This is a genomic window from Actinomycetospora sp. CA-084318 (genome assembly GCF_050955885.1).
Classification (GTDB): Bacteria; Actinomycetota; Actinomycetes; order Mycobacteriales; family Pseudonocardiaceae; genus Actinomycetospora.
Map to the genome: position 1 here is coordinate 1,308,152 of NZ_CP192098.1, position 24,152 is coordinate 1,332,303.

At 72.6% G+C, this 24,152-nt stretch carries 24 protein-coding genes; 12 read left to right on the forward strand and 12 right to left on the reverse strand.

From position 1 onward, the window contains the following. The first annotated feature begins 17 nt into the window (after positions 1–17). The gene (locus ACQPYX_RS06415) at positions 18–1,751 is read left to right on the forward strand and encodes a hypothetical protein (RefSeq protein ID WP_433802066.1); all 1,734 of its coding nucleotides are present in this window, start codon (positions 18–20) and stop codon (positions 1,749–1,751) included. A 1-nt stretch (position 1,752) separates the two neighbouring features. On the opposite strand, the gene ACQPYX_RS06420 is transcribed toward ACQPYX_RS06415, so the two are convergent. Next, a complete protein-coding gene (locus ACQPYX_RS06420; RefSeq protein WP_433802067.1) occupies positions 1,753–2,397 on the reverse strand; it encodes a class F sortase in 645 nt (214 codons plus the stop codon). A 195-nt stretch (positions 2,398–2,592) separates the two neighbouring features. On the opposite strand from ACQPYX_RS06420, the gene ACQPYX_RS06425 reads away from it, so the two are divergent. Continuing rightward, positions 2,593–3,006: a hypothetical protein gene (locus ACQPYX_RS06425; protein WP_433802068.1), complete on the forward strand. Its 414-nt coding sequence runs from the start codon at positions 2,593–2,595 to the stop codon at positions 3,004–3,006. Between the two features lie 90 nt (positions 3,007–3,096). Here the strand turns inward: ACQPYX_RS06425 and ACQPYX_RS06430 are convergent, their stop codons facing one another. Both ACQPYX_RS06430 and ACQPYX_RS06435 read right to left on the reverse strand, forming a co-directional pair. After that, positions 3,097–4,071 carry an HTTM domain-containing protein gene (locus ACQPYX_RS06430; protein ID WP_433802069.1) on the reverse strand — a complete coding sequence of 325 codons (975 nt, stop codon included), beginning with the start codon at positions 4,069–4,071 and terminating at the stop codon, positions 3,097–3,099. Then, entirely contained in the window at positions 4,068–4,622 is a 555-nt protein-coding gene (locus ACQPYX_RS06435) for a hypothetical protein (protein WP_433802070.1), read from the reverse strand. The genes ACQPYX_RS06430 and ACQPYX_RS06435 overlap by 4 nt, the downstream gene beginning before the upstream one ends. Before the next feature lie 57 nt (positions 4,623–4,679). Between ACQPYX_RS06435 and ACQPYX_RS06440 the strand changes: the two genes are divergently transcribed. Next, positions 4,680–5,441 carry a phosphotransferase gene (locus ACQPYX_RS06440; protein ID WP_433802071.1) on the forward strand — a complete coding sequence of 254 codons (762 nt, stop codon included), beginning with the start codon at positions 4,680–4,682 and terminating at the stop codon, positions 5,439–5,441. A 75-nt stretch (positions 5,442–5,516) separates the two neighbouring features. Further along, positions 5,517–6,254, forward strand: a complete 738-nt coding sequence (locus ACQPYX_RS06445; RefSeq protein WP_433802072.1) for an esterase/lipase family protein — start codon at positions 5,517–5,519, stop codon at positions 6,252–6,254. A 3-nt stretch (positions 6,255–6,257) separates the two neighbouring features. On the opposite strand, the gene ACQPYX_RS06450 is transcribed toward ACQPYX_RS06445, so the two are convergent. The 3 genes from ACQPYX_RS06450 to ACQPYX_RS06460 form a co-directional block, all read right to left on the reverse strand. Further along, positions 6,258–8,270 carry a S9 family peptidase gene (locus tag ACQPYX_RS06450; protein WP_433802073.1) on the reverse strand — a complete coding sequence of 671 codons (2,013 nt, stop codon included), beginning with the start codon at positions 8,268–8,270 and terminating at the stop codon, positions 6,258–6,260. 51 nt (positions 8,271–8,321) lie between these two features. After that, entirely contained in the window at positions 8,322–8,630 is a 309-nt protein-coding gene (locus ACQPYX_RS06455) for an antitoxin (protein WP_433802074.1), read from the reverse strand. A gap of 523 nt (positions 8,631–9,153) precedes the next feature. Continuing rightward, entirely contained in the window at positions 9,154–10,521 is a 1,368-nt protein-coding gene (locus ACQPYX_RS06460) for an NAD(P)/FAD-dependent oxidoreductase (protein ID WP_433802075.1), read from the reverse strand. Positions 10,522–10,669: 148 nt separating this feature from the next. Between ACQPYX_RS06460 and ACQPYX_RS06465 the strand changes: the two genes are divergently transcribed. Then, the gene (locus ACQPYX_RS06465) at positions 10,670–11,077 is read left to right on the forward strand and encodes a PPOX class F420-dependent oxidoreductase (RefSeq protein ID WP_433802076.1); all 408 of its coding nucleotides are present in this window, start codon (positions 10,670–10,672) and stop codon (positions 11,075–11,077) included. Positions 11,078–11,102: 25 nt separating this feature from the next. Then, a complete protein-coding gene (locus ACQPYX_RS06470; RefSeq protein WP_433802077.1) occupies positions 11,103–11,783 on the forward strand; it encodes a DUF998 domain-containing protein in 681 nt (226 codons plus the stop codon). A gap of 22 nt (positions 11,784–11,805) precedes the next feature. On the opposite strand, the gene ACQPYX_RS06475 is transcribed toward ACQPYX_RS06470, so the two are convergent. From ACQPYX_RS06475 to ACQPYX_RS06485, 3 genes are read right to left on the reverse strand one after another with little or no spacing between them, the layout of a single operon-like run. After that, entirely contained in the window at positions 11,806–12,192 is a 387-nt protein-coding gene (locus ACQPYX_RS06475) for a DUF6194 family protein (RefSeq protein WP_433802078.1), read from the reverse strand. A gap of 9 nt (positions 12,193–12,201) precedes the next feature. Further along, the gene (locus tag ACQPYX_RS06480) at positions 12,202–13,389 is read right to left on the reverse strand and encodes a cytochrome P450 (RefSeq protein WP_433802079.1); all 1,188 of its coding nucleotides are present in this window, start codon (positions 13,387–13,389) and stop codon (positions 12,202–12,204) included. A gap of 11 nt (positions 13,390–13,400) precedes the next feature. Continuing rightward, positions 13,401–15,167, reverse strand: a complete 1,767-nt coding sequence (locus ACQPYX_RS06485) for an MFS transporter (RefSeq protein WP_433802080.1) — start codon at positions 15,165–15,167, stop codon at positions 13,401–13,403. Positions 15,168–15,318: 151 nt separating this feature from the next. Here ACQPYX_RS06485 and ACQPYX_RS06490 point away from each other — a divergent pair, with 151 nt between their 5' ends. Genes ACQPYX_RS06490 through ACQPYX_RS06510 form a run of 5 tightly spaced genes read left to right on the forward strand, consistent with a single transcriptional unit; the run spans position 15,319 to position 20,828 of the window. Next, complete coding sequence (locus ACQPYX_RS06490) at positions 15,319–15,954, forward strand: TetR/AcrR family transcriptional regulator (protein WP_433802081.1); 636 nt, start codon at positions 15,319–15,321, stop codon at positions 15,952–15,954. 30 nt (positions 15,955–15,984) lie between these two features. Continuing rightward, a complete protein-coding gene (locus ACQPYX_RS06495) occupies positions 15,985–17,424 on the forward strand; it encodes an MDR family MFS transporter (RefSeq protein ID WP_433802082.1) in 1,440 nt (479 codons plus the stop codon). Next, positions 17,421–18,170, forward strand: coding sequence for an alpha/beta fold hydrolase (locus ACQPYX_RS06500; RefSeq protein ID WP_433802083.1), 750 nt, complete (start codon positions 17,421–17,423; stop codon positions 18,168–18,170). The genes ACQPYX_RS06495 and ACQPYX_RS06500 overlap by 4 nt, the downstream gene beginning before the upstream one ends. A 10-nt stretch (positions 18,171–18,180) precedes the next feature. Continuing rightward, positions 18,181–19,062, forward strand: coding sequence for a polysaccharide deacetylase family protein (locus tag ACQPYX_RS06505; RefSeq protein ID WP_433802084.1), 882 nt, complete (start codon positions 18,181–18,183; stop codon positions 19,060–19,062). A gap of 56 nt (positions 19,063–19,118) precedes the next feature. Continuing rightward, a complete protein-coding gene (locus ACQPYX_RS06510; protein WP_433802085.1) occupies positions 19,119–20,828 on the forward strand; it encodes an FAD-dependent oxidoreductase in 1,710 nt (569 codons plus the stop codon). A 6-nt stretch (positions 20,829–20,834) separates the two neighbouring features. On the opposite strand, the gene ACQPYX_RS06515 is transcribed toward ACQPYX_RS06510, so the two are convergent. Further along, positions 20,835–21,401, reverse strand: coding sequence for a TetR/AcrR family transcriptional regulator (locus ACQPYX_RS06515; RefSeq protein WP_433802086.1), 567 nt, complete (start codon positions 21,399–21,401; stop codon positions 20,835–20,837). 68 nt (positions 21,402–21,469) lie between these two features. On the opposite strand from ACQPYX_RS06515, the gene ACQPYX_RS06520 reads away from it, so the two are divergent. After that, positions 21,470–22,093, forward strand: coding sequence for a pyridoxamine 5'-phosphate oxidase family protein (locus tag ACQPYX_RS06520; protein ID WP_433802087.1), 624 nt, complete (start codon positions 21,470–21,472; stop codon positions 22,091–22,093). Between the two features lie 58 nt (positions 22,094–22,151). On the opposite strand, the gene ACQPYX_RS06525 is transcribed toward ACQPYX_RS06520, so the two are convergent. Beyond that, entirely contained in the window at positions 22,152–22,688 is a 537-nt protein-coding gene (locus ACQPYX_RS06525) for a hypothetical protein (RefSeq protein ID WP_433802088.1), read from the reverse strand. A 77-nt stretch (positions 22,689–22,765) separates the two neighbouring features. Further along, complete coding sequence (locus tag ACQPYX_RS06530; protein WP_433802089.1) at positions 22,766–24,115, reverse strand: MFS transporter; 1,350 nt, start codon at positions 24,113–24,115, stop codon at positions 22,766–22,768. Between the last annotated feature and the right edge of the window lie 37 nt (positions 24,116–24,152).

The window sequence follows — 24,152 nt, forward strand, 5'->3', positions numbered from 1 at the left end:
GCCTGTAGGCACACCGGGTGACGACGACCGCCGAGGCGCCGCCCACCGATCCCGCACCGGTCCCCGCCGGCCGTCGCACGGACACCGCGACGGCCGTCGCTGTGCCGACCGTCCTCGTCGCCGTCCATCTCTGGGTCTACGGCCGGTGGATCGTCGACGATGCCGGGATCACCATGGCCTACGCCCGGTCGATCTCGAATGGGTTCGGTCCCGTGCTGCAGCCTGGGGCGCCGATCTCCGAGGGCTGGTCGGACCCCGCGTGGCTCGCAGTCTTCGTCGTCGCCCGCTGGCTGGGTCTGCTCGACCACGGCGCGTGGTTCGGGGTCCCGGACCTCGTCGCCTTCCCCAAGGTCGTCGCCGTGCTCTGCGCCGCCGGCATGTTCCTCGCGTTCCACCGCGTGGCGCTGCGCGTCTCACCGAACCCGCTGACGACGACGATGGTGGCGGGGACGATCACAGCGGCGATCCCGTCGTTCGTCGTCTGGATCGGCAGTGGACTGGAGAACCCACTCCTGGCGCTCGCCGCGGTCCTGCTGGCCGCACGGCTGGCCACCGCCGCCATCGACGGCGACCTGCTCTCGACGCGGGTGGCGCTGCAGTGTGCAGGTCTGGCCGCGCTGGCGTCGTTGACCCGCCCGGACGGCGCCGTCTACCTCGCCGCGTATCCGCTGGCCGTCTGGGTGCTGGCCACCGGGACCGCGAGGTGGCGGTCGGCTGCGCTCGGCGTAGGGGTCGGCGTCGTTCCGGCGGTGGTCTACGAGGTCTGGCGCATCGCGACGTTCGGCGAACTCCTCCCGACGACTGCGATCGCGAAGCGGCAGGGTCTCGCGTTGGACCTCGGACGCCCCGTCGAACTCGTCGCACTCATCGGTTGGCCGGCCTGTGCCATCGGCGTAGGTGCCTTGGCCGTCGTCATCTCGAAGAGGGCGGAGGCATCGGCTTCATGGTTCAAGGCGATCTCGGCGTTGCTTATCGCCTTCGGGCTCGCGTTGCTCGCGTACTCCATGCTGGCACCGGACTGGATGGCGCAAGCGCGCTTCGCCACACCGATCTGGCCGCTCGCGGCGATCACGGCGGTTCTGGTCGTCTCGCAGGTGCTCGCTCAACTGGGCGGTGGGAGCCGTCGTCCGGTCGCCGCTCTGCTTGCTCTCGCGCTCGTCGTCAGCGGAGTGACCTGGGTGACGAGCGCAGTGTCCTTCCGCCTTCGCCCGACCGTGTCTCTCTGCGGTGTAACCCTCACCAACGCTCTCGTCGGCAGCGCAGACGCCGATGCCCTCGGTCTTCGATCAGGCTCGTACCTGGGAGTGGACGCCGGCGGGATGGCTCTGGCCAGCAGACTCAGTTTCGTCGACCTCGCAGGGCTTACTGATCCGGTCATCGCGCGGTTCTGGAGATCAAACGACATGAGCGGACTGCGTGACCACGTCTTCGACGTCGTCCGGCCGACGTTCATGCGATTGGCCGCGTCCAACGGGATCGCTGGGCCGACGGGGATCGTCGATGACCCACGTCTCATACGCGACTACGTGCCGCTGTGGATCGGTCCGCGAGATGCGCGGACCTGGGTACGACGCGATGTCGTGCCGTCCGAGGCGGTGTTGCAGGCCGCAGCCCGCTCGTCCACCACGCTCATGGACAGCGTGGCGACCCGGTCCGCCGCGGCAGGTCCGACGTCCTGGACGTGCCCGGACGCACTGCGGCCGCCGCCCGAAGGGGCGGCGGCCGCAGTTGCCGTCGGTCGTGCTGGTTAGCTCAGGCCGGGCGGACCTCGGTGAGGTTCGCGTACACGATCACGTTCGCCTCGTAGCTGCGGGCGGCGGGGTCGAAGATGCCGCCACAGGTGATGAGCCGGAGCTGCGAGTCCGGGGTGTCGGCGTAGACCTGCTCGGCCGGGAAGGCCGCCTTCGGCACGGTGTCGATGTTCGACACGGTGAACACCGCGGTCTGCCCGTCCTGGCGCTTGACCAGGACCTGGTCGCCCGCCTTGACGTCCTTGAGCCGGTAGAAGATGCCGGCCTTCCCGTCCCCGTTGACGTGACCGAGGATCACCGCCGGGCCGAGGGTGCCCGGCGACGGGCTCTTGTCGTACCAGCTCGCCTGCATCGGGTTCGAGAGCGGCGGGACCTCGAGCTCGCCGTCCGGCTTCTGGCCGGTCTCGATCAACGAGGAGTCCGCCCCGATCGACGGGATGGACACCGAGGTCGGGGTGGAGGCAGCCATGAGCTGCACTCCCGAATCACCCGACGACCCGGACGACTTCGACCCCGACGTGCCGGCGACCACCAGACCGATGAGCGCCACGATCACGACCAGGCCGATCCCGATCTTCCCTGTGACGCCGTCGATCTTGGACGGCTCCCGGGTCGGCGGGGTCTCGGTCTCGGTCTCGGCACTCACTGGAAGGAGCCGTCCCCGGTGTCGACGCCACCGTTGGGCACGGACGAGACCTGGGTCGCGGCGACGTAGGTCGGGGCGACGTAGGTCGGCGCCGCGTAGCGGTCACAGCCGCAGCCGTGGTCGTAGTACCGGCCGTAGTAGCGCTTCCCGTAATCGCCGAAGACGGGGACCGGGTACGGCGAGTAGATGACCTGCGTGTTGGCGCCGCTCGTCGAGCTGGTGGACGAGGTGGAAGCCGTGGACGTCGACGACGTCGATCCCGGGATCCCGATGCAGGTGCCACCGACGCTGATCACCGTGCAGGAGCCGCTGCCGCTCGAGGAGGAGCTCGAGGACGAGCCGCTGCTGGACGAGCCGCTGCTGGACGAACTGCTGGACGAGCTGGTGTCGATCGCGTCCGCGACGCCATCGACGATGTCCGTCACGGGGTTGGAACCGGACCCGGACGAGGAGCTGCTCGTGCCAGGCTCGTCGGCAGACCGCACCTCCGCGGTCGCGACGCCCTGCCAGACCATGCCCACGAGCATCATCCCGGCTGCGACCGCGGCCATCCGCTTGACGGTCGTACGCCGTCCTGGGCTCATCTCGACCCTCTTCCCCTCGAATTGATCAAGAAATTCATCCGATCCCGATACACCGGGACGTCGGCGTACACGTTCGTGGCGTTACACGTAACGACCTGTCCGCCGCTCGGTTCCGTCACGATTCGGACACAGCAGGCTCGCGGGCCGTGTCCGGAGCCTCCTCGGTCACCGGGACCTGACGTGCATGCCGTCGATCCCGCAGTCGGAGCACGGTCCGCTCCGTCCAGTCCGGGGAGAGGAAGACCAGGTAGAGGACCCACATCCCGATGCTGAAGAAGCCGACCATGATGAACACCTCGATCGCGAGGTGGAAGGTCACGCCCGCAGCCAGTACCCAAGGGCGAAGCCTGCGGTGCCAGACCAGAACTGCGATCGAGAGCTCGAGCAGCAAGGTGCCGAACGTCAGCCACTCCGTCAGCAGGCCGCTCTGGGCCACGAAGTCCGGAGACGGAGCGCGGAGCTGATCGAGCATGCGGAGGGTGAAGGAGAGTGCCGTCCCCTCTCGCCACACATCACCCTGCAACTTCGCCCATACGGCGGCGAGATAGATGATCGACGTCTGGATCTGCAACATGCGGAGCGCCCACGGCGCGCGGCGCGGGAACTCCCAGAAGTGCTCGCGGTCACGCCGCCACCGGTCCCATGACAGTGACTCCCCGGACGGCGCGAACACCAGGTACACCGCCATGACGCGTAAGAGGACGTCACCGGAGTTCAGGACGAAGGGGTTGCGGCGTTCGAAGGCCATGAGCCCGAGCAGGACGACCACTGCGGCGACCCGCGGCCATGACCCGACCGTCAGCGCGATCCCGGCCAGCAGCGTGGCCAGGAAGACCACCGACAGGACGATCACCGTGTTGTTCGTCGTCAGAAGGCCCCACTGCCACGGACCGATCGCCGGCGGCTCCGGGAGCAGACCGTCCGGCCCGTAGAACGTGAACAGGTACGGCACCTGCGTCGCGGTCCACGCTGTGACGGTCAGCCCGAATGCGATCCGGAAGACGGCCAGCGGAGCCGTCGAGGTCGGCGTGAAGAAGAAACGTTCCCAGCCGCTCCATGCCATGAGCCCGAATTGGCGAGCGCGAATCACGATCCGACCCCGATCGAGAAGAACTGCCGCTCGACCCAGGCCGTCCGAGGTACGGGCGAACCTGGGGGTTGCGACTGCGCCGAGATGTTGACCAGCGACACGACGACGGGATGGCGCCCCTGCGCTCGCTGCTGGTCCGCCACCCACCGGGCGTAGGGAGCCCACCGCGGCTTGTTGTCCGGCCCGTTGAGCAGCGTGTCCCCGTAACGTTGCCAGCGATAGTCCCAGTACTCGGACACGCCGGTGGTGGTGGGGATGGGCACCGAGGTCGTGGTCCCGTCCCGGTCGAGCACCCTGGCCTCGAGGTAGGTGGACAGCCCTCGCGGTGTCGGCGCGTAGACGGCCCAGCCCTGGTCAAGCCCGATCAGGTTGGCCGCCCGACCCACCACCGGCGCCAGCGCGTTCTTGGTGATCGACTCCGGCATGTTGACGATCGCCGCGATCCCGAGCAGCACGACGATCAGGACGCTGATCGCGGCCCGTCCGGCCGTGGAGGACTCCAGGCGTTCCTGGACGTCCTGCTCGTCGGCCTCGGTGTCCTGCGTGCTCATCGGATTGCTCTCCGCGACGCTCGTCACAGGGTGAGGGACCGCGCGACAGTAGCGGACGTGACTACCCGCCAGTACCTCGGCTCCGGATGGGACAGCGACGCCTGGCTCGTCGACGGCACGTGGGTGGAGCGCACCGCGAAGCGGCCCGACGTCGAGCCGTGGCTGCGCACGGAGACGACGCTGCTGCCGTGGCTCGCCCCGCAGCTCCCGCTCGAGGTGCCCCGCCCCGTCGTCGGGAAGGAGCATCCGCTGACGGTGCGGCACCGGCTGATCGCCGGAAGGCCGGCCGACGACGAACCCGGGCTCGGCACCGCGGTGGGGGAGTTCGTGGCCGCCCTGCACGCCGTGGACCTCGACGAGGCGACCAGCCGGGGATTGCCGCCGCCGGAGCGCACGTCGGCACTGCGGGATGCACACTTCGACCGCTTCGAGACTGACGTTGTGCCGCGCCTCCCGATCGCGACCGGAGCCTGGTTGCGCGACCGGCTCGCACTGCTCCGGGACGCCCCCGCGTCCGTCGTGGTGCACGGCGACCTCTCGGCCGAGCACGTCCTCGTCCACGACGGGGGAGTCGCAGGCGTCATCGACTGGGGCGACGCGCGGGCCGGCGATCCGGCGAAGGACCTGGTCTGGCCGCTGCACCAGGCGGGGCCGGAGGTGGCCCGGGAGGTCGCCGCGGCCTACGGCGTCACCGACGAGCTCGCGACGCGGGCGCGGGCCTGGCTCGACGTCGGGCCCTGCTACGCGATCACCCACGGTGACGACGTCGGCGATCGGGGTCTGGTCGCCGAGGCGATGACCTGGTTTCCTGCGATCTGACGCACGGGTAACTCACCACTGATCGTCGGGGATCGGAGGAGTGCCATGCGGTGGAGTCCCCCCGGATGGGATGTCATGGTCGGGTTCGGCCTCACCACGGTGGGGCGGGCGGCCATCGGCGTCACCGGCCTGCGGCACCGTTCCGTCGCGCCGACCGAGCAGGTCACGCACCCCGGTCGCGGTCCCGTCGTCCTGCTCGGCGGCCTCTGCGAGACCGGTCCCTGCCTCGAGCCGATGGCCCGCTGGCTGACCCGGCTGGGCTACGACGTGCACCCGTTCACGCTCGGCTCGGGCATGGGCTGCGCGCAGCGCACCGTCGACTCGCTGACCCGCCGGGTCCGGGCGATCGCCGACGAGGCCGGCGAGCCCGTCCGGATCGTCGGGCACAGCCGCGGCGGCCAGTTCGCCCGCGCGGTCGGCGCCGCGACCCCGGAGTCGGTGTCGCAGCTGATCACCATCGGCACGCCGTTCGACCGCTGGGGTGGCCTGACCCCGCAGATGGCCGCCGTCGCCTGGGGCATGGCCGCCGTCGGAAGCGCCGGGATGCCGGGCCTGTTCGGCCTGGGTTGCATGATCGGTCGCTGCTGCGCGGACTTCCGCGACACGCTGCGCGCCCCGTGGCCCGCCGACGTCCCGTTCACCAGCATCTACAGCCGGACCGACGGTGCGGTGCCGTGGCGCTCCAGCCACGACCCCTACGCCCGCAACGTCGTCGTGCCGGGCGGCCACATCGCCCAGCTGACCTCGGCGGCGATCCAGCGTGCGGTCGCCACCGAGCTGGCCTCCGTGGGTCAGGTGGCTGCCGCCGCGTGAGTACTAATCCGTGCCAGGGGGCGGATTAGTACTCACAGGGCGGAGCCACCTCGCGAAGAAGTCGAGGATGATCTCGGCGCGCTGCACGCGTCGTCGGGGTGAGCCACTGCGCGAGAGTTCGTGGCCCTCGTCGGGGAAGCGCCAGTACTCCACCTCGCGACCCAGCAGGCGCAGCGCGAGGTAGAGCTGGTCGGCCTGCTCGGGCGGGCAGCGCAGGTCGTCGTCCGCGTGCAGGATCAGCAGCGGCGTGTGGATGTGCTCGACGGACGAGGTCGGGGACATGCGGCGGTAGACGTCCGGCCGGGCGAGATGGTCGACACCCAGCTCGAACCGGAAGTAGCCCGCCGCGTCCGACCCGCCCCACTCCAGCGAGAGCAGGTTGTTCGCGGCGCGCTCCGAGCAGGCGGCGGCGAAGCGGTCGGTGTGGCCGACGAGCCACGTCGTCATGAACCCGCCGTACGAGCCGCCGAGGACCCCGACCCGCGCCGGGTCGAGCGTCGCCTCGTGCGCGAGGGCGGCGTCGAGAGCGGCGAGGACGTCGTCCACGTCGACCCCGCCCCAGCCGGTGCCGGGCACCTCGGCGGACTCGGGCGACCGGATCGAGCGCAGCGCGGCCTCGGTGTCGCCGGTCGAGCCGTGCGGGTTGCACCAGAGCACGGCGTACCCGGCGCCGGACCACATCGCGAACTCGTCGAACCAGGCCGTCGGGTACTGCGTCATCGGCCCGCCGTGCACCGACACGAGCAGCGGGAGCCGACCGTCGGTGTCGGCGAGGGCGGGCGTCCGCGGCCGGAGCAGCCACGCGTCGATCTCGCCCCCGCCCGACGACGGCACCCGCAGGTGCTCCGGCGCGTCGAGCGGCAGGTCGCGGTGGAAGGCGGCGGAGAACGACGAGAGCGTCGTCTCGCGGCCCCCGTGGACGACGGCGAGTTCGGGACGGGAGGTCGGGGTCGTCGTCAGGATCGCGAGGGTGTCCCCGACGGCGTCGTACCCGACGATCGCCCGCGTCCCGCCGAGCAGCTCCGTCGGCGTGCCCGACCCGTCCGCGGGCACGGAGTACAACGGCTGCGTGCCGTGGTCCTCGACCGCGAACACCAGGTCCGACCCGCGCCACAGCGGTGCCCGGCCGCCGACGAACGGGGCGGCCTGACGGTCCAGACCCGCGGTGAGCACCGTCGGCTCCCCGCCGGTCGTCGGGACCGTCGCGACCCGACCGAACGACGGCACCAGCGCGACGTCCTCGGCCAGCACGGCGATCGTCCGGCCGTCGGGGGACCAGGACGGGCGGGAGACCGAGATCGACGACGAGGAGGTGAGGGGGCGGATCTCGCCGGTGTCGACGGCGACGAGGTGCAGGGCCTCGACCATCGTCAGGTCGGCGTCCGGTTCGTCGCGGACCGTCGTGACGGCGAGCTCGCGGCCGTCCGGTGACCAGGCCGGGGCGCTGATGTCGTAGCGGTGGTGGGCGAGGACACGCGGCGGCGCGGGGGTGTCGGCCGGGACGACGAAGAGTGCGCGTGGCCGGTCGACGATCCAGCCCTCGCCGTCGAGCTTGGGGAACAGACGGTCGATCCGCCGCGGCAGCGTCGTGCGCTCCGGGGTGCCGACGACGGTGAACGGCGGCGCGTCCGGCCGGGGCTCGCGCGAGGTGAAGGCGATCGCGGTGCCGTCGGGGGACCAGACGGGCTCCCCGATCGGTGCGTCGCGCTCGACGAGGGTCACCGGCTCGCCGGGACCGTCGACCGGCAGCACCACCAGGCGGTGCTTGCCCTCGACGCTGCGCGTGAGGGCGAGCCGCGTGCCGTCGGGCGACCACCGCGGGTTCGCGTCGCCGTCCCCGGAGGTCAGCGGACGCGGCGGGCCGTCGGACGGGTCCGCCGGCGCGAGCCAGATCGCGGAGCGGTAGCGGTCGGCGTCGAGGTCGACGCGGCTGACGACGAGCGCGACCCGCGCCCCGTCGGGCGAGACCCGCGGATCCCCGGGGCTGACGAGTCGGGCGATGTCGGCCGGCTGCATGGTCGCCGACGCTAACCGGCGCCCGGCCGACCCGCCCGGACCCTCCCGGGTTCAGCGGTCGGTGCGCTCGCTCGGGTAGCGCTGCGTCCCGCCCTGGTAGGGGTCGTGACGGAACTGCTGCGGCCCGTACTGCCCGGCCTGGCTCGGCCCGGGGACCGTGCGGCCCGGGACGCTGGTCTCCTTGCGCACCTGGCGCAGCGCGCCGTCGATCTGGCGGCGGAACTTCCCGTTCGTGCGCTGGTCGATGAACGCGGCCGCCTGGTCGGCGTAGCGGTTCACCTTCTCGGGGTTCTGGCGGGCGTACTGGCGGGCCGCGGCCACGGCGGCACCGAGGGCGGCCACGCGACGCATCAGGGGCATGTGCTGCACCTCGTCGGATTGGGGAGTCGGGCGACTGGCTCGGAGGGCGGCGCCGACGGCGCCGGGCCCTCCATCCTCGCTGATACCCCGCCCGGCGGCCGCTCGACCCTGTCGACCGGGCTCCGGTGCGAGGAGGTCCGGCCCGGGACGTGTGGTAGCCGGGCAGCACACCTCCGGGTCTGGGGGGGTGACCCGGATTTCGTCGGGGGGAGACGTTGCTGCCCGGCTACGGACGCCACCGTAATCCGTTCTAAGGTCGACAACAAGGAGTGAAATCCCGCGCGCGCAAAACCGGGCGGTCGGCCCTGATCGTCCGCAGCGGAAGGATCTCACGGACCGCACGCGGAGGGAACACCCTGCTCACGCGCAGGTCACGCCAGGTCGGCGCGCGGACCACGCGAAATGGGCGGAATTGCGGATCCACGGCGCACGATCGAAGTGTTCCCACCGTGAACAATGCGGCACCCATGGTCCCTGGTGCATGTATTCGGCAGCACCGGGCGAGTTCCGGAGAGCGGACCGCTCACGAGCGCGGGGTCGCGTGCGGGAAGCCGAGGTGGTGCTGCGGGACCTCGGGGGAGGCCGTGTCGAGCGGGATCGCGGGGGAGCGGACGAGGCCGAGCTGGGCGCTCTGCCGGGGCTGCACGGCCTCGATCAGCCAGTCCGTCGCGGTTCGGAGCCGGTTGCCCGGCATCGCGGCCAGGTGGTAGCCGCGGGCGACGACCTTCGCGGCCAGGCCGGTGAGCGGGACGTTCAGCGGCGCGGCCGCGGCCTCCAGCCCGCCGAGGTCGACGACGAAGCCGAGGTCGCGGTGCCGGTACCCGCGCACCGTGCCGTAGCCGAGGGACGCGGCGATGTTGCGGCCCGCCAGCGTCCCCTGTCGCACGGCGTGCTGCGCGGTCATCGGGGTCGCCTCGCCGGGGCGGCTGGGGTCGGGCACGGCGGCCGCGTCCCCGCACGCGTAGAGCTCCGGACGGCCCGGCACCTGCAGTGTCGGCTCCACCACCACCCGGCCGCCGTCGATCTCGATGTCGAGGTCCTCGATGAGCGGGTCCACCCGGACGCCGACGCACCAGAGCAGCGTGCGGGTCGCGATGCGCTCGCCCGACGAGAGCAGCACGCCGTCCTCGGCCGCCTCGTCCATCGTCGTGTCGGTGTGCACCTCCACCCCGCGGCGGCGCAGGACCGCGTCGGCGGTGGCCGAGAGGTGCTCGTCGAGCCCGGCGAGCACCCGCCCCCGGCTGACCAGGACCCAGCGCATCGCGTCCGGGTCCAGCCCGCGGCTGCGGGCCAGCGCCCGGGTGAACAACTGGCCCTGCGCGGCCACCTCGGTGCCGGTGTAGCCCGCGCCGACGACGACGAAGGTGCAGCGGGCGGCGACCTCCTCCGGGTCGTCGCTCATCGCCGCGAGGTCGATCTGACGGACGAGGTGGTCGCGGAGGTAGAACGCCTCGGGGACCCCGCGGAAGCCGACCGCGTACTCGTTGACCCCCGGGACCGGCATGACCTTGTGGACGCTCCCGGCGGCGAGCACCAGCCGGTCGTAGGACGTGCGGTGTGCGACGCCCTCCGGGTCGAGCCACCCGATCTCGCGCGCCTCGAGGTCGATGGCGTCGACCTCACCGGGGGCGTGCCGCACGCACGGCGGGAGCGTGTCGGACAGCGCCACCGCGATCCGGCGCGGCTCGAGGATGCCGCCCGCGACCTCCGGCAGCAGCGGCAGGTAGAGGAAGTAGTTGGTGGGGCTGACGACGACGATCTCGATCTCGCCCCGCGTGCGACGGGCCAGGGACTTCGCGGTGTGGTAACCGGCGAACCCGCTGCCGACGATCACCACCCGGGGTCGGCCGTCGGTGCCTGCGGGGTCGCTCGTCCTGGCCCGGATCGTCATGCCCGCCGAGGGTGCCCGATCGGTCGGGCGGGACGGAACCGGGCACGTGTCGTTCGTGTGACGACGGGTCGTTGTGATTGCCGTTGCACTGTGACGCGATCCCGGCTGGATCGATCCAAGGCGGGTGGTGGGGGGTAAGCCTGGACCCGTGACTGCCTCGCTCGTGACGCTCGGCGACGAGCGCTTCGTGTCCCTGACGACCTTCCGGCGCTCGGGCGACCCCGTGTCCACCCCGGTCTGGGTCGCGCGCGACGGCGACGGGCTCGTCGTCTACACCGCGGCGGAGAGCGGCAAGGTCAAGCGGCTGCGTCACGACCCGCACGTCGAACTGCGGGCCTGCGACCGTCGCGGCCGCGTCGCACCCGGGACGCCCATCGTCGAGGCCACGGCCGTCGTCGACGACGCGGACGGTGCGGTCGACGACGCCGAGGACCTCCTGCGGGCCAAGTACGGCTGGGAGTTCGGCGGTATCCGGCTGCTGCAGGCCGCCGAGCGTGCCGTCCGCCGTGGCGGGCCCGCCCGGGAGCGCGTGGTGCTCCGTCTGACGGTGGACTGACGGGGGCCCGGGTCATCCTGGTGGGGTGACGACGACCGCGACCCGGCTCCGACCCTCCCTGCTCGGGACCGCCGGGGCGGTCGTCGCCCTGGCGGTGGTCGCCGTGGTCGGCCTGATGCACCTCGTCGCCCCGTGGTCGCGGCACGATCCGGTGCGCCGCACCATCAGCGAGTACGCGGTCGGGTCGGGCGGGTGGCTGTTCGACGTCGCCGTCCTCGGTCTGGTCGCCGCGACGGTGGCGGTGGTCGCGGCCCTCGTCGCGCGCGGCCTCGTCCCGACGACGGCCGTGGTGCTGTTCGGCGTCTGGTGCGTCGGGCTGGTGCTCGTCGTGGTGTTCGAGAAGACGAACTGGTCGGTCGGCCCGAGCCTGTCGGGGTCGATCCACCGCTACGCGAGCCTCGCCGCGTTCTTCGCCCTCCCGGCGGCGGGCCTGCTCACGGCGCGCCGGCACCGGGGCGAGGCGTGGGCGCGGTGGGTCACGGTGTCCTCGCTGGTCGCCCTCGCCTCGTTCCTGCCGATCATCGGGGCGATCATCGGGGCGATCGCCCTCAACCCGGTCCTCGCGACGCCCTGGTACCGGGCCGTGCCGCTGGGGCTGATCGAGCGGGTGCTGTCGCTGGCGGAGGTGCTGGTGGTCGTGGTGCTGGGGTTCCGGGCGGCGCGCACCCAGGCCCCGGCCGAGCGAACGGCACTCTCGCGCGCATAGATGCTGCGAACGGGCCGCTCGCTCAGGACCGGGCCTTCGCGTAGGCCGCGTCGATCAGTTCCTGCACCCGCAGCCACGACGACGACGGGTTGAGCACGCAGACGAACCCGAGGCGGCCGTAGTCCGGGTGCGGCATGACGACGTCGAGCGTCGTCAGGTCCGCGTCGGGATCGGCCACCTCGGCGGCCAGGTCCCTCGGCAGGCCCAGGTTGAGGCGGTACACGCCGGGTCGGTCGAGGTCGGACCCGTCGTCGTAGGCGTTCGAGGTGACGATCGTGGCCCAGGGGCGCTGCTTCTCGGGCGGGATCGTGCCGTCGGGGTCGTACACGGCGAAGTGGTCGCCGTTCGCCTCGAGCATGCGAGTGCCGGGGTAGGCGGCGAGCAGGGAACGGAGTTCGTCGACGTCCACCTGGTCAGGTCACCACGCGACGGGCAGCTCCACCAGACCGTGGATGGCGCGGTGCGAGGCGAAGCGGATCTCCTCGTCGGGAACGGCGAGCCGCAGCCCCGGGAAGCGCCGCAGCAGCGCGGGGAAGGCGACGCGCATCTCCAGCCGGGCGAGCGGTGCGCCGAGGCAGTGGTGGATGCCGTGGCCGAAGGCGAGGTGGCTCGTCGGCGGGCGGGTGACGTCGAGGGTCTCCGGGTCGTCGACCAGCGCCGGGTCGCGGTTGGCGGTGGGCAGGTTGAACGAGACGAGGTCGCCGGCCCGGATCGTGGCGCCGCCGATCTCGACGTCCGTCCTCGCCAGGCGTGGCGAGCCGGAGTTGACGATCGCGAGCCAGCGCAGGAGCTCCTCGACCGCCGCCGGTACCGCGTCGTCGTCGTCGCGCACCCGGGCGAGTTGCTGCGGGTGGCGGAGGAGCGCGAGGGTGCCGAGCGCGAGCATGTTCGAGGTGGTCTCGTGCCCGGCGACGAGGAGCAGGTTCGCGACCCCCACCAGCTCGTCGTCGGCGATCGCGTCCGCGTGCTCCCGGATCAGCATGCCGAGGAGGTCCTCGCCCGGGTCACGTCGCGCGGTGGCGACGCGGCTCTGCATGTAGGCCAGTGCCTCCGCCGCGAGCGCGACCTTCTCGGCCTCGGGCAGGGTCGTGTCGAGCTGGCGGGAGGTGCGCTCCTGGAACTCCTCCTGGTCGCCGGTCGGCACCCCGAGCAGCTCGCAGATCACGAGCGACGGGATCGGCAGCGCGAAGGTCGACACCAGGTCGGCCGGGGCGCCCGCCGCCGCCATCGCATCGAGGTGGGCGTCCACGATCTCGACGATGCGCGGCTCCAGCCGGCGCATCCGCCGCACCGTGAACTCGGGGGTGAGCAGCCGGCGCAGGCGGGTGTGGTCCGGCGGGTCGAGCGCGAGCAGGTTGCCGGCGCGGTCCCCGGAGAGCTGGCGCGGGTCGCGGCCGGACTCGCCGAGGTCGGCGGGGGTCCAACCGTTGGCGAACCCGTCGGCGTCGCCGAGCATGCGGCGGACGTCCTCGTGGCGGGTGAGGAGCCAGGCCGCGGGCCCGAAGGGAGTCGGCACGCGCACGACCCCCTCGGCCTCGCGGACCGCGACGACGTCCGGTGCGGGGCCGAAGCCCTCCCGGCGGGTGGTGATCTCGGTGGTGCTCACGGCGATCCTCCTCAGGCGACGGGGGCGGGGGTGGGCACGGCGGCCGGCGCGCGCAGGTGCACGTCGCGCGAGACCGGGCCGGTCCCGCCCAGATGCTCGGCGTGCGACGCCCCGTCCGCCCGCACGACGAGCAGGTGCGGCCGTCCGGGACCGTCCGCGGCCACGACGTAGTGCCCGTCGGCTCCCGACACCCCGCGGCCGAGCTGGCGGCCGGCGTCGCTGACGACGGTGACGGTCGCCCCCGCCACCGGGGCACTCCCGCGGCGCACCACACCCGACACGAGCGGCCGGGCCACCGGCGCGGTCAGCGGCTCGGGCTCGGGCTCGGGCCCACGTTCCGACTCGAGCTCCGGCTCCGACCCGACGTCGGGAACCACGGCCGCCGCGTCCGACGCCGGCCGCTTCGGCACGAACGCCATGATCACCAGCGCCACCACGGCACCCCCGGCGCCGAGCAGCATCACGAGCACGAACGCGCCCTCGGTCGGCGCACCCGAGGCCGAGACGAGCGACGCCAGCAGCACCCCGGCGATCGCGCTGGCGAACGACGTGCCGAGCGCGCGCATGAGGTTGTTCAGGCTGTTCGCCGCCGCGGTCTGGGTGATCGGCACGGCCGCCATGATCAGGGCCGGCATCGCCCCGTACGCCAGACCGATCCCGCAGGCGATGGTGACCGAGCTGATCATCAGCTGCCACACCTCGGCGTGGAACGCCGCCCCGATCCCGTACCCGACGGCGATGACGACGGCGCCGATCATCAGCGTCGTCCGCGGCCCGGAGGCGGCGCTGATCCGCGCCGACACGGGCGACATCGCCATCATGCAGAGCCCGCCCGGCGCGAGGACGAGGCCCGCGACGAGGATCGACTGGCCCAGGCCGTAGCCGGTCTCGACGGGCAGCTGCAGCAGCTGCGGGTAGACCAGCGACATCGCGAACATCGCGAACCCGAAGACGATCGACGCGGCGTTGGTCAGCAGGACCTGGCGTCGGGCGCTCACCCGCAGGTCGACGAGCGGCTGCGGCGTGCGCAGCTCCCAGAACGCCCACGCGAGCAGCACGACGACGGCCACGACGAACAGGGTCACGGTCGTCGTGCTGCCCCAGCCCCACGACGAGCCCTTCGACACCGCGAGCAGCAGGCTCACCAGTGCGACGGCGAGCCCGACCGCGCCGACGAGGTCGAAGCGCCCGCCCGCCCGTTGCGAGGACTCCGGCACGAGCGCGAGGACGAGCACCAGGACGAGCACGCCGAGCCCGCCCGCCGCCCAGAACAGCACGTGCCAGTCGGTGGTCTGGGCGATCAGCGCGGCGAGGGGGAGACCGAGCGAGCCGCCCACCCCGAGCGACGCGCTCATCAACGCCACCGCCGACCCGAGGCGCTCCGCCGGCAGCTCGTCGCGCATCAACGAGATGCCGAGCGGGATCAGTCCGGTCGACAGCCCCTGCAGCGCACGGCCGACGATCAGCGGCACCAGCGAGGTCGACAACGCCGCCACCACCGAGCCCGCGATCAGCATGACCAGGCAGAACAGCAGCATGCGCCGCTTGCCGATCATGTCGGCGAGGCGCCCGACGATCGGCACCGCGACGGCCGCGGTGAGCAGCGTCGAGGTGACGATCCAGGCCGTGTCGGCCGGGGCGGCACCCAACAGACGCGGGAACTGCGGCACCAGCGGGACGACGAGGGTCTGCTGCAGCGACACCGTGATGCCCGCGAGGGCGAGGACGGCGACGAAGGCCGGCGACTTCGCGCGGGGCTCGGTTGCGGTGGTGGTCACGGAACTCCCTCGACACGGCGGACCCGGCAATAATGGCACGGACCGCCAGAAAGTCGTGCGGAGACGCAGCTCTCGTTGTCGGACCGGTGGAGCGCGGGTATTTCTGTCAGTGAGTGACAGAACGTCGGTCAGCGACACGAGGAGGGCGGCGATGTCGGCACCCACGCGTGGCCGTCGCCCGATGTCGGACCGACGCCGCCGGCTCCAGCGTCTGGAGATCTCCCGGGCGGCCATCCGGCTGTTCGTCGAGCACGGCGTCCACGACACCACCGGCGAGCAGATCGCCGAGCTCGTCGGGCTGTCCTCCCGCACGCTCTGGCGCTACTTCCGCAGCAAGGAGAGCTGTGTCGAGCCGGTGCTCTCGCTGACCACCGACGCGTTCGTCGACACGCTGCGGCGCTGGCCGGCGGACACCCCGCTCGAGGACCACCTGGTCGCCGACCACCACCTGCCCGACCCGGCCACCGCCGAGGACGGCGCGGCCACGCTCGCGGTCGTCGCGATGTCCCGCCACGAGCCGGCGTTGCGTGCGATCTGGCTCGTGGTCTACGAGCGGGCGGAGGCCGTGCTCGCCGAGGTCGTCGCCGAGCGGCTCGGCCTCGCGCCCGACGAGCTCGCCGTCCGCGTCCAGGCCGCGACCCTCGCCGCAGCGCTGCGCATCGCCACCGAGGACCTGGCCGACGACTGCGCCGCCGGCCGCGAACGTCCGCGCGAGGAGGGGCTCGCCCGCCTCTCCGCCGCGGTCCGCGCCGCCACCCACGGCGTGCTCGGTGACCTGCCCACCTGACTCCGCCCCACCCGTCGTCCGGAGGACCCCATGACCGCGCATGCCGAGCTGCGCCCCGAGTCCGCCGCGCCCCCGCGCGCGGGCCTGCTGATCGCCGTCCTCGTCGGGTCGGCGTTCGTGATGATCCTGAACGAGACGATCCTGTCGGTCGCGCTGCGCGACCTGACCGTCGACCTCGGCGTCCCCGCGACCACCGTGCAGTGGCTGACCAGCGGGTTCCTCCTGACGATGGCCGTGGTCATCCCGATCACCGGCTTCCTGCTCGAGCGCTTCACCCCGCGCGCGGTGTTCCTCACGTCGCTCTCGCTGTTCAGCACCGGCACGCTGCTCGCCGCCCTCGCCCCCGGCTTCGGGGTGCTGCTCGCCGGTCGGGTGGTGCAGGCCGCGGGCACGGCGGTGATGGTGCCGCTGCTCATGACGACGATCATGCGGCTCGTCCCCGCGGAGCGCCGCGGCGCGACGATGGGCACGATCACGATCGTCATCGCCGTCGCGCCCGCCCTCGGCCCGACGATCGGCGGCGCGGTCCTGGCCGGCCTCGGCTGGCGCTGGATGTTCGGCCTGGTGTTCCCGCTCGCGATCGTCGCGCTGCTCGTGGGCGCGCGGTACCTGCGCCTGTCGTCGACCACGCGCCGGGTCCCGCTCGACGTCGGGTCGGTGCTGCTCTCCGCGGTCGGCTTCGGTGGTCTGCTCTACGGCCTGTCCGCGATCGGGGAGTCCGGGGGCGCGCACCCGGTGCCGCCGTGGGCGCCCGTCGTCGTCGGGCTCGCCGCGCTCGGGGTGTTCGTCGCCCGCCAGCTGCACCTGCAGCGCGCCGACGCCGCCCTGCTCGACCTGCGGGTGTTCACGCGTCGCCCCTTCACGGTCGCGGTGGCCACCAGCGTCCCGCTCTTCATGTGCCTCATCGGCGCCTCGGCGATCCTGCTGCCGCTCTACCTGCAGACCGTGCTCGGCGTCTCCACGTTCGTCAGCGGGCTCGCGGTGCTGCCCGGTGGCCTGGTGCTGGGCCTGCTCGGCCGCCCCGTCGGATCGCTGTTCGACCGGTTCGGCGCGCGTCCGCTCGTGCTCCCCGGCGCGGTCATGACGGCGGGTGCGCTCTGGCTGTTCGCGACCCTCGGCGAGGGCTCGCCGCTGGCCGCCGTGATCGGCATCCACGTCCTGCTCATGGCGGGTCTCGGCCTGATGATGACGCCGCTCATGACGGAGGCCCTCGGGTCGCTGCCCGACCACCTCTACTCCCACGGCAGCGCCGTGCTCTCCACCCTGCAGCAGGTGGCGGGCGCCCTCGGGACCGCGGTCTTCGTGACGGTGGCCGCGCTCGGCAGTGCGGTCGGCGCGGCGGCTCCCGACGCGGACGGGCTGCAGGTCGCGTTCGTCGTCGCCGGCGTGATCGGCCTCGTGGCGCTCGTCGCGGCGTCGTTCGTCCGGGTGCGCCCGACGGTGGGGAGCACGCCAGAATCCGTCGCATGACCGTCGTCCTCGTCCACGGCAACCCCGAGACCCCCGCCGTCTGGGACCCGCTCCTCGCCGAGCTCCGCCGCGACGACGTCGTGCGGCTCGCGCCGCCCGGCTTCGGCGCGCCGGTGCCGGCCGGGTTCACCGCGACGGTCGACGGCTACCGCGACTGGCTGATCGCCGAGCTGGAGCGCCTGGACGGGCCCGTCGACCTCGTCGGGCACGACTGGGGCGGCGGCCACGTGGTCAACGCGGTGCTGGCCCGCCCGGACCTGGTGCGCAGCTGGGCCAGCGACATCCTCGGCGCCTTCGAGCCGGAGTACGTGTGGCACGACCTCGCGCAGGCCTGGCAGACGCCGGGCGTGGGGGAGGAGCACGTCGCCGGCATGCTCGGCGGGCCGACGGAGACGAAGGCCGCCCGGATGACGGCGTTCGGGATCCCCGGGCCGGTCGCCGCGACGATGGCGGCCGCGCAGGACGAGACCATGCAGGCCTGCGTGCTCACGCTCTACCGCGACGCCGCCCAGCCCGCGATGGCCCGGCGCGGGGAGTCCCTCGAGCGGCTCGCCGCCCGGCCCGGGCTCGGCATCCTCGCGACCGAGGACACCTTCGTCGGCGACGAGGCCATGCGGCGCCGCGCGGCGGCTCGCGCGGGCGCGCAGGTCACGGTGCTCGACGGGCTCGGGCACTGGTGGATGTGCCAGGACCCGGCGCGGGGCGCGGCGGCGCTGACCGAGTTCTGGGCGGGCCTGCCGGGGTAGTCCTGCTCGCATGGCGAAGGAGATCCTGGTCAGCTACGGAGTCGACATCGATGCCGTCGGGGGGTGGCTCGGGTCCTACGGCGGGGAGAACTCGCCCGGGGACATCTCCCGGGGGCTGTTCGCCGGCGACGTCGGGGTGCCGCGGGTGCTCGAGCTGTTCCGCCGGTACGGGCTGCGGCAGACGTTCTTCTGGCCCGGCCACTCGATCGAGACGTTCCCGGAGCCGTTCGAGGCCTGCGTCGCCGCGGGCCACGAGATCGGGGTCCACGGCTACAGCCACGAGAACCCGATCGCGATGTCGCGGCAGCAGGAGTCCGACGTCCTCGACCACTGCATCGCGCTGATCGAGTCGCGCTCGGGCACCCGGCCCACCGGCTACGTCGCGCCGTGGTGGGAGTTCTCCGAGATCACCAACGAGCTCGTGCTCGACCGCGGGCTGCGCTACGACCACTCGCTCATGCACGACGACTTCACGCCCTACTACGTCCGCGTCGGCGACTCGTGGACGAAGATCGACCTGGAGCGCGACGCCGCGGACTGGATGAAGCCGCTGGTGCGCGGCCAGGAGACCGACCTCGTCGAGATCCCGGCCAACTGGTACCTCGACGACCTGCCGCCGATGATGTTCATCAAGGGCAGCCCGAACTCGCACGGCTTCGTCAACCCACACGACATCGAACAGCTCTGGCGCGACCAGTTCGACTGGGTGTACCGCGAGATGGACTACGCGGTGTTCACCATGACGATCCACCCGGACGTCTCCGGGCGGCCCCAGGTGCTGCTCGCCCACGAGCGGCTCATCGAGTACATCTCGGGCCACGAGGGCGTCCGCTGGGTGACCTTCGACGAGATCGCGCAGGACTTCCAGGCCCGCTCGCCGCGCCGGTCGTAGAATTTTCAACGGCACGTCTTGCGACCCGACGTCGGGAAGCCGCAGGATTCCGGTCCATGGTGACCACCGACGTCGTCGTCGTGGGAAGCGGTCCGGCCGGGGCGTCGATGGCGCTCGCGCTCGCCCGCCTGGGCGTGGACCACATCGTGGTGACGCGCTACGAGACCCTCGCGGCCGAGCCCCGCGCCCACATCACCAACCAGCGCACGATGGAGGTGCTGCGCGACCTCGGCGTCGCCGCGCAGGTGGAGGCCCTGGCCACGCCGCAGGACCTCATCGGCACGACGACGTTCTGCACCGCCCTGGCGGGCGAGGAGCTCGGCCGGGTCCGCTCGTGGGGCACCGACCCGCGCAGCCGTGCCGCGCACCGGCTCGCGAGCCCCGCGGGCATCTGCGACATGCCGCAGAGCCTCATGGAGCCGATCCTGGTGCAGGGCGCGCAGGCTGCCGGCTCGCGCATCCGGTTCTCCACCGAGTACCTGTCGCACGCGGTCGACGACGACGGGGTGACCGTCCGGGTCCGCGACCGCCTCCGTGACGACGAGTACGAGATCCGCGCGAAGTACCTCTACGGCGCCGACGGCGGGCGTTCGCGCGTCGCGGAGGACGCCGGCCTGCCCATGCGCGGGGAGATGGGTGTGGCCGGCTCGCTCAACATCGTGTTCCGCGCCGACCTCTCGCCGTGGGTCGCCCACCGGCCCAGCGTCCTGTACTGGGTGCTGCAGCCGGGGTCGGACATCGGCGGCATCGGCATGGGCGTCGTCCGGATGGTCCGCCCGTGGAACGAGTGGCTGACGATCTGGGGCTACGACGTCGCCGACGGCCCGCCCGACCTCTCCGAGGAGTTCACGACGGGGCTCGTGCGGCAGCTCGTGGGCGTCGACGACCTCGAGGTGGAGATCGTCGGCAGCTCGGCGTGGACGGTGAACCACATGGCGGCCGAGCACTACGGCTCCGGCCGGGTGTTCTGCGGCGGGGACGCGGTGCACCGCCACCCGCCGTCGAACGGGCTCGGGTCGAACACCTCGATCCAGGACTCGTTCAACCTCGCCTGGAAGCTCGCCTGGGTGCTGCGCGGCTGGGCGGACTCGACCCTGCTCGACACCTACAGCGCCGAGCGCGCGCCGATCGGCCGGCAGGTGGTCGACCGGGCGAACCAGTCGATCGGCGAGACCGGCCGCATCTTCGACGCGCTCGGTCTGAGCGACACGACCGACGCCTCCGTGATGCGGGAGAACATGGCTCGTCGTCGGGAACCCGGGGCGGAGAAGCAGCGCCGGGCGCTGCGCGAGGCGATCGCGTTCAAGGCCTACGAGTTCGACGCGCACGGCGTGGAGCTCAACCAGCGCTACGTCTCGTCGGCGGTGGTGCCCGACTCGGTCGCGCCGGATCCGCTGGCCACCGTCGAGGACCCGGAGCTGACCTACGTCGCGACGACGACGCCGGGCGCGCGGGTGCCGCACGTGTGGCTGGCCGGGCCGGACGGGGACGTGTCGACGATCGACCTGGCGGGTCACGGGCGGTTCACGCTGTTCGCGGGGCCGGGCGGGACGGTGTGGCCGTCGTCGGAGCAGCTGCGGGTGATCGTCGTGGGTCCGGGCCAGGAGGTCGAGGACCCCTACGGCGACTGGGCGCGGCTGCTCGAGACCGAGGGGATCGGCGACGCCGGCGGGGTGCTGGTGCGCCCGGACCACCACGTGGCGGCGCGGTTCACGACGGTGCCCGACGACCCGGCGGAGGTGTTCGCCGCGCTCACAGGGCGCTAGCGACTCTCACCGGGCGCGCAGTGCACCCAGCGCGGCCCGCGCCCCGCGGATCGCCGCCTGCTGCGGGGCGGGGTCCTGCTGGGCGCGGGCGAGGACGAAGCCGCCCTGAACCACGGCGACGACCATCGCCGCGGCGGCCTCGACGTCGGCGTCGGGCCGCAGTTCGCCAGTGGCGCGCCCGGCCTCGAGCACGTCGGTGAGCCAGCCCTGCAGGTGCCGGAAGTAGCGGTCGGCCACCGCGCGCAGCTCGTCGTCCCCGACCACCTCCGCGTCCTGGACCAGCCGGCCGATGCGGCAGCCGCGCAGCGGGTCGCGGAACCGGCCGAGGAAGCCCTCGACCCGCTCGAGCGCCGGCCGTGACGGGTCGTCGGCGCCCTCCACTGCGGCGGTCATCTCCGCCGCGACGTGCTCCATCGCGGTGCGCGCGAGGTCGGCCTTGCCGCGGAAGTGGTGGTACATGCTGCCCTGGCCGGCCCCCGAGCGGGCGAGGATCATCGCCGGGCTGGTGGCGGAGTAGCCGCGCTCCCAGAGCAGGTCGGCGGTCGCCTCGACGAGGTCCTCACGCGTACTCACGTCCCCGACTGTACCGAGTGGTATGTACAGTCGCCTCTGTAACGACCGGTATGTACAGGAGGAGTCCGATGAGTCGGTACGCACACCTGACGTGCACGGCCCCCGTCCGTGAGGTCCAGGACGAGCACGGGAGCCTCGCCGCCAACGACCGCCGGCTGGCCGGGGGCGACACCGGCCCCGACGCGCTGGGGCCGGTCGAGACGGAGTTCGTCACCGGTCTCGACGGCTTCTACCTCGGCACCGTGAACGCCGACGGCTGGCCCTACATCCAGTACAAGGGCGGCCCGCCCGGGTTCGTGCACGTGCTCGACGAGCACACGCTGGCGCTCGCCGACGTCCGCGGCAACCGGCAGTACCTCTCCGCCGGGAACCTGCGGACCGACGACCGGGTGGCGCTGTTCTTCATGCGCTACGCCACGCGCACCCGACTCAAGGTCCTCGGACGGGCCCGATCGGTGCGGATCGACGAGGCACCCGAGCTCGCCGCCCGCCTCGCCGACCTGCGCACCGACGGCGCGGTCGAGCGCCTGCTGGTCGTCGACGTCGAGGGCCTCGCCTGGAACTGCCCGCAGCACATCACGCCGCGCTTCACCGTGGAGGAGATCGAGCAGGGCGTCGCGGGCCTGCAGGCGCGCATCGAGGAGCTCGAGCGGGAGAACCGGCGCCTGCGGGCGGTCAGTGCGTCGGGGTGACGACGTGCCGGAGCCCCGGGGACGTGGCGTCCCCGAGGCTCCGGTCGGTCGTGCGGGGTCAGGCGCGCGGGGTGACCGTGATCCCGCCGGTGGCCACGGGGAGGGCCGTCAGCTTCAGGCCGGTGACGAGCGGGCTCGTCAAGGAGCAGTCGGGGATCAGGCCCGCGTTGACCGGCGCGAAGGCGATCGTGTCGCCGGTCGCCCCGCCGTCGTGCGCGTAGATGACGATGCCGGTCAGGGCCGGGTTCGGCGGCGGCACGCTGCCGGCGCCGAAGGGGTAGTAGAAGGACACGTCGCTGCCCTGCACGTCGGCGCAGGTGATCGGGCCCCGCGGCGCGACGATGTTCGCCGTCAGCGGTGCGGCGGCCTGGAAGTAGCCGGTCACGTCGCGGTTGTCCGCACTCCGTTGGCAGAGGCTGAACTCGAAGGTGTTCAGCAGCGTCGCACCGTTGCCGACGGCCCTGCCGGAGCTGCAGCCCCCGGTGCCGTTGCCGTTGCCGTGCTCCCACGCGTTGGCGACGCCGGAGAAGAGCAGGGCCAGCCCGGTGACGACGACGGCGACGAACGCCGCCGCCCGGGTCGTTGCGTTCGTCATGCACCGGGAAACGACGGCGGACACGGCACGTTATGCGGACGTGAGGAGCTGGTCCGTTCGGGAGAGGAGTACCCCTCCTACCGCGGCACGGAGGCGCGCTCGGTCTCCGAGACGTCGTAGAGGTTCCGCCGGAAGCGCTCACGGATCGACGCGACGGCGACGAACGTGATCGCCGCGCAGGCGATGATGTACACCGCGACCGACCAGGACGCACCCGTGGCGGCCAGCAGCGCCGTCATGATGAACGGCGCGAGCCCGCCGGCGAGCACCGAGGCGACCTGGTAGCCGAGGGAGGCGCCGGAGAAGCGCACGTCGGCGGGGAACATCTCGGCGTAGAGCGTGGCCTGCGGCCCGTACATCGTGGCGTGGATGGTGAACGCGATCAGCAGCGCGAGCAGCACCAGCGGCACCGAGCCGGTGTCGATCAGCCAGAACAGCGGGAACGCGAACACCGCCATCGAGACGCAGCCGACGAGGTAGAGCTTCTTGCGCGATCCCATCCGGTCGGTCAGCGCCCCGAAGAACGGCATCGTGATCAGCTGGGACAGCCCGGCGACCATGACGCACACGAGGATCGACGTCCGCGACATGCCGACCTCGGTCGTCGCGTACCCGAGGATGCCGGAGATCAGGATGTAGAAGACCGCGTTGACCACGAAGAACGCGCCGGCCGCCTGCACGATGGCGAGCCCGTGGTGGCGCACCGCCTGCACCAGCGGCGCCTTGCGGACGCCGGCCTCCCGCGCCGCGGCGGCCGAGCGCTCGCGCAGTTCGTGGAACACCGGGGTGTCCTCGATCTTCAGCTGCACGTAGACCCCGATGCCGATGAGCACCAGCCCGGACAGGAACGGGATGCGCCAGCCGTACGCGTCGAAGGCGGCGGGCGCCATGGTGGCGGTGAGGATCAGGAAGAACAGATTGCCCAGGACCGCGCCGGCGACCGCACCGGTCTGGACGAGGCTGCCGTAGTAGCCCCGGTGCCTCTCCGGCGCGTGCTCGACGAGCAGCAGCGCCGCCCCGCCCCACTGGGCGCCGACGCCGAGGCCCTGCACCAGTCGGGCGACGACGAGCAGGATCGGCGCCCAGACACCGATGCTGGAGTAGGGCGGCAGGATGCCGACCGCGAAGGTCGCGACACCCATCACGAGCATCGCGGCGACGAGCGGGGGCTTGCGCCCGAACCGGTCGCCGACGTGGCCCGCGATGATCCCGCCGACCGGCCGTGCGACGAAGCCGACCGCGAAGGTGGCGAACGAGGCCAGCGTGCCGGCCACCGGGTCGGCCGACGGGAAGAACTGCGGCCCCAGCACCAGCGCCGCCGCGGTCGCGTAGATGAGGAAGTCGAACCACTCGAGGGTCGTCGCGAAGACCGCCGCGGCCGCGAGCCGCCGCATCTTCGCGGGAGCGATCTCGGTCCCTGCCGTCACGGCGTGCCTCCACCCGTCTTGGTACGAACGATCGTTC

Bases quoted from the DNA above. Each gene is read 5' to 3' on its own strand.
- ACQPYX_RS06435 (WP_433802070.1), bottom strand. From the start codon at position 4,622: ATGAGCACGCAGGACACCGAGGCCGACGAGCAGGACGTCCAGGAACGC.
- ACQPYX_RS06445 (WP_433802072.1), top strand. From the start codon at position 5,517: ATGGTCGGGTTCGGCCTCACCACGGTGGGGCGGGCGGCCATCGGCGTC.
- ACQPYX_RS06450 (WP_433802073.1), bottom strand. From the start codon at position 8,270: ATGCAGCCGGCCGACATCGCCCGACTCGTCAGCCCCGGGGATCCGCGG.
- ACQPYX_RS06455 (WP_433802074.1), bottom strand. From the start codon at position 8,630: ATGCCCCTGATGCGTCGCGTGGCCGCCCTCGGTGCCGCCGTGGCCGCG.
- ACQPYX_RS06460 (WP_433802075.1), bottom strand. From the start codon at position 10,521: ATGACGATCCGGGCCAGGACGAGCGACCCCGCAGGCACCGACGGCCGA.
- ACQPYX_RS06490 (WP_433802081.1), top strand. From the start codon at position 15,319: ATGTCGGCACCCACGCGTGGCCGTCGCCCGATGTCGGACCGACGCCGC.
- ACQPYX_RS06495 (WP_433802082.1), top strand. From the start codon at position 15,985: ATGACCGCGCATGCCGAGCTGCGCCCCGAGTCCGCCGCGCCCCCGCGC.
- ACQPYX_RS06500 (WP_433802083.1), top strand. From the start codon at position 17,421: ATGACCGTCGTCCTCGTCCACGGCAACCCCGAGACCCCCGCCGTCTGG.
- ACQPYX_RS06505 (WP_433802084.1), top strand. From the start codon at position 18,181: ATGGCGAAGGAGATCCTGGTCAGCTACGGAGTCGACATCGATGCCGTC.
- ACQPYX_RS06510 (WP_433802085.1), top strand. From the start codon at position 19,119: ATGGTGACCACCGACGTCGTCGTCGTGGGAAGCGGTCCGGCCGGGGCG.
- ACQPYX_RS06520 (WP_433802087.1), top strand. From the start codon at position 21,470: ATGAGTCGGTACGCACACCTGACGTGCACGGCCCCCGTCCGTGAGGTC.
- ACQPYX_RS06525 (WP_433802088.1), bottom strand. From the start codon at position 22,688: ATGACGAACGCAACGACCCGGGCGGCGGCGTTCGTCGCCGTCGTCGTC.